The sequence below is a fragment of the Salipiger sp. D13 genome (assembly GCF_003703915.1).
Classification (GTDB): domain Bacteria; phylum Pseudomonadota; class Alphaproteobacteria; order Rhodobacterales; family Rhodobacteraceae; genus Salipiger; species Salipiger profundus.
Genome location: NZ_ML112617.1, coordinates 1 through 3,573, shown reverse-complemented (window position 1 = coordinate 3,573; position 3,573 = coordinate 1). Strand labels below are relative to the sequence as shown.

Annotated in this window: 2 protein-coding genes and 2 pseudogenes; all 4 read left to right on the top strand. The window is 64.0% G+C overall.

Annotated elements, in window-relative coordinates:
• Positions 1-33: 33 nt before the first annotated feature.
• Positions 34-198 (top strand): annotated as a pseudogene (locus tag D6860_RS17850) (IS110 family transposase); the annotation flags it as partial.
• A gap of 357 nt (positions 199-555) precedes the next feature.
• A pseudogene (locus D6860_RS17845) lies at positions 556-1,151 on the top strand (IS5 family transposase); the annotation flags it as partial.
• Between the two features lies 1 nt (position 1,152).
• Positions 1,153-1,494: transposase (locus D6860_RS25805; protein WP_254681424.1), on the top strand; the 342-nt coding region annotated here is incomplete at its 5' end.
• Between the two features lie 149 nt (positions 1,495-1,643).
• A complete protein-coding gene (locus tag D6860_RS17840; RefSeq protein WP_024099412.1) occupies positions 1,644-3,083 on the top strand; it encodes a hypothetical protein in 1,440 nt (479 codons plus the stop codon).
• Positions 3,084-3,573 lie beyond the last annotated feature (490 nt).

Sequence of the window (3,573 nt, the reverse complement as noted above, 5' to 3'; positions counted from 1 at the left end):
GATTTCTCATCTCACAATTAAGGGCTACGCGACAGGCATGTTCATGCCGCTGCCCGGCCGGGCACATGGCTTGGCGAGATGCTGACGCGCAAGCCGCCGATGCTGGTGCGGGTCGCGCTGGCGAACAAAATGGCGCGGATCGTCTGGGCGCTGATGGCCCGAGGCGGCGCCTACCAGTCTCCGACCGCTGCGGCGTAAGCCGTCACTGGTCGCGAGGACGTCGGAGCGGAAGAGGGCAAGGAGACGTTTGGCGCACGGTCGTGAGACGGGATCGGGAGAACCAGAGCGCAACAGAGTGCCATCGAGCACGCGGCTTTGATCTGGACCCGACCTGCGAACACCATACGGGCCCGCGGCGTGATGATGGCCGCAACAGAGGCCGGATACATGTCAGCACCCGACACCGCGCGAAACTGATCCAGAAACCCTCTTGCGCAAGGGGCGGTTATACATGTTGCGCAAATGCTGTGAAGGTTTCACCTTGCGAATCCAGTCTGTTAGTCAGGCTGCATGAGCAGACCCATACCCCCGACCTACAAGACCAGGAACTGGCCAGCCTACAATGAAGCAGTCAAGCGCCGGGGCTCGCTGACGATCTGGTTTGACCCCGAGATGAGCTGGGATGCCGCGCCGACAGGCAGGCGTGGCCGCCAGCAGACCTACAGCGATGCCGCTATCCAGACGTGCCTCTCGATGAAAGTGCTGTTCGGCATGGCGCTCCGGCAGACGACCGGGTTCGTCGAGAGCCTGCTACGGCTGGTCGGCCTGAACTGGACGGTGCCCGACTTCAGCACGCTATCTCGCCGCCAGAAGACCTTGGCCGTGAACATCCCCTACCGCGGCTCCAAGGGGCCGTTGCACCTGCTGATCGACAGCACCGGGATCAAGGTCGAAGGTGAAGGCGAGTGGCACGCACGCAAGCATGGCGGCCCGAAACGGCGCGTCTGGCGCAAGCTCCACCTTGGGATCGATGAAGAAACGTTGGAGATCCGGGCCGTCGAAGTCACCGGGAGCCACATCGGTGATGCGCCCATCCTACCCACCTTCTCGACCAAATCCCGCAGGACCAGGAAATCGGTAGCGTTACGGCTGATGGCGCCTACGACACGCGCAAATGCCACGATGCGATTGCAGATCGCGGTGCCCATGCCNTACGACACGCGCAAATGCCACGATGCGATTGCAGATCGCGGTGCCCATGCCGTCATCCCGCCCCGCAAGAACGCGAAGCCCTGGAAGACGATCACCGCCGGAGCCGTGGCGCGAAATGAGGCCCTGCGCGCGGCGAAATACCTGGGCCGCGCGCTCTGGCGACGATGGAGTGGATACCACCGCCGAAGCCGCGTCGAGACAAAGATGCATTGTATCAAGTTGCTGGGCCAGCGGCTCATGGCACGGGACTTCGATCGACAGGTCGCCGAACTCCAGGTCCGCATCGCCGTCCTGAACGGCTACACCGCGCTCGGAATACCCGTCACGGAAGCTGTGGGATAAGTCCGTCCGGGGAAAGGGGAACCTCGGCCTTAAGCCGATTTGTGCATCAGAGCCCTTGACACTAATAATTAGCTATCTATGTTTTTCCCGGCGATGGTTCCCCGGAAGAGGAGCCGGATTTCATCGCTGCATCAAACTGGAGGAAATTCATGTCACGGACAGCCAATTTGGCCGGCCCGCGTTCGCGGACCGGAATGGTGGTGCTTTGCCTCGCTCTGACCGCGGGCTTCGCCCCGCTCGCGTCGGCGCAGGAGCAGCCCGCCTTCAACGAACATGCGGGAACCCTGCCGGACGGGACGGCATGGCTGATCCGCGTGCCCGAGAACTGGAATGGTCGACTACTCAGGGATCTGGATTTCGCCAGCAACGTTTCGGTCGCGTCAGCGGTCCAGCGGTATGACGACCTGCTCGGTCGTGGCTATGCCTTCGCCGGGCTCGCCCGGCACCCGCTGCGCCTGTGGCAATACGATCCGCAGCGTGAAATCCTGAATCTACAAGCTGTTCAGGACATTTTCACGGACCTGGAGCGCGCTCCTGACATGGTGCTGCAATACGGCTGTTCTGGCGGAGGGCTCGACAGCCTCGCTTCGGCCGAGGATTACCCGGACAGGATCGACGGTGCCGCCGTGCTTGCCGCCCATACGCCGGTCTGGATCATGAGCAGTTTCCTGGATGGCTGGTTCGCCATGCAGACCCTGCTGGGCGAAAGCTATGAGGCCGCTGGGCACGGTCCGGCCAGCGATCTCGCCATCGTCGGCCTGCCCAATGCCGGAGCGGGTGGCGAGCGCAGCCTTGACGCGATCCGTGCGTCCTGGATGGCCGCCATCGAAACGGCGGGCGAAAGCCCGGAGGGCCGCGCGCGGCTGGCGCTTGCCTTCGCCATCGGACAGTGGTCGCCGTGGATGGTCGAGGGGACCGAACTACCCGACACCGCGGATGCCGGCGCCATGGCCGACATGATCGTGGCCTCGGCGCTGCGCATCGGCGGTAATGTTGGCGGGTCCTCGCGGCTTCTGTTCGAAAACGCCGCATCGGGGCAGCAACTTTCCGGGAACGAGGGGGTCGACTATGCCGCCTTCTACCAGAATGCCGCACCCGCGATGGCGCGGACGGTTGAGGCGCTCTACGAACAGGCCGGTTTGGACCTTCAGGCCGACATTGCCAGGATCGACGCCGCCCCCCGCATCGCGGCCTCGGATTATGCGCGCGATTTCTGGGCCGCAGACGGGCGCACGACGACCGGCGATCTGCAGGTTCCGGCGATCCGCATCCACATGCTGGGCGACTGGGCCATTCCCTACACGCTGATGGAAGGCTACGGCGCGCTGGTGCAGGAGCAGGGTACCGGCGATCTGTATCGGCAGTCGCTGGTCCAGGGCACGGGCCATTGCGAGTTCACGGCTGCCGAAAGCACGGCCATCGTCGAGACCCTGGTCGAACGGATCGAAACGGGCGCCTGGCCCGAGACATCGCCCGAGGCGCTGAACGCCGCAGCCGAGGCGCTGGAAACCGGGAGCGCCCCCCGGTTCATCGAACACGGTGATTGGCGCGTGGCAGCCTATAACCGGCCCTGGGTTCCGGCAGAATGAGCCGATGGGGAACTGGCGCTGCGCCGGTTCCCCCACAGGTCCGGTGGCGCAAGTCATTGGTGGACCGTCGCCAACGCGCAGTGGGCATCTCTGGCGAGGGCAAGTGTTCCCATGTCTGGACGACCCCTGCTGCGCAAGCTGGGAATTGACGCGCCTATGCCGAAAGCAGTCATGTCTACGGCCTTTGTGGTGCGGTCTAGCCGCTGGCCCAGATGAAGTCCGCGGATCGGGTCCCAATCAAAATTGCGCGCTTTCTGCGCCTTGACCCCCTGGGGTGTCCCGATCCCCGGTTCGACCGGTTTGTCATCTCTTCTCAGCTTCACGCATTCCGTCAGCGGTTCCGCGCTCAGGAGACAGGGGCCGCGTAGATCTCGTTGCGGCGCAGGAGCGCCCAAGCGATCCGGGCAGTCTTGTTGGCGAGCGCGACCGCAACGACTTTCGGTCGCTTGCGTGCTTGTCGCGTTGCCCTTAAATCTGAGACACGACGCGT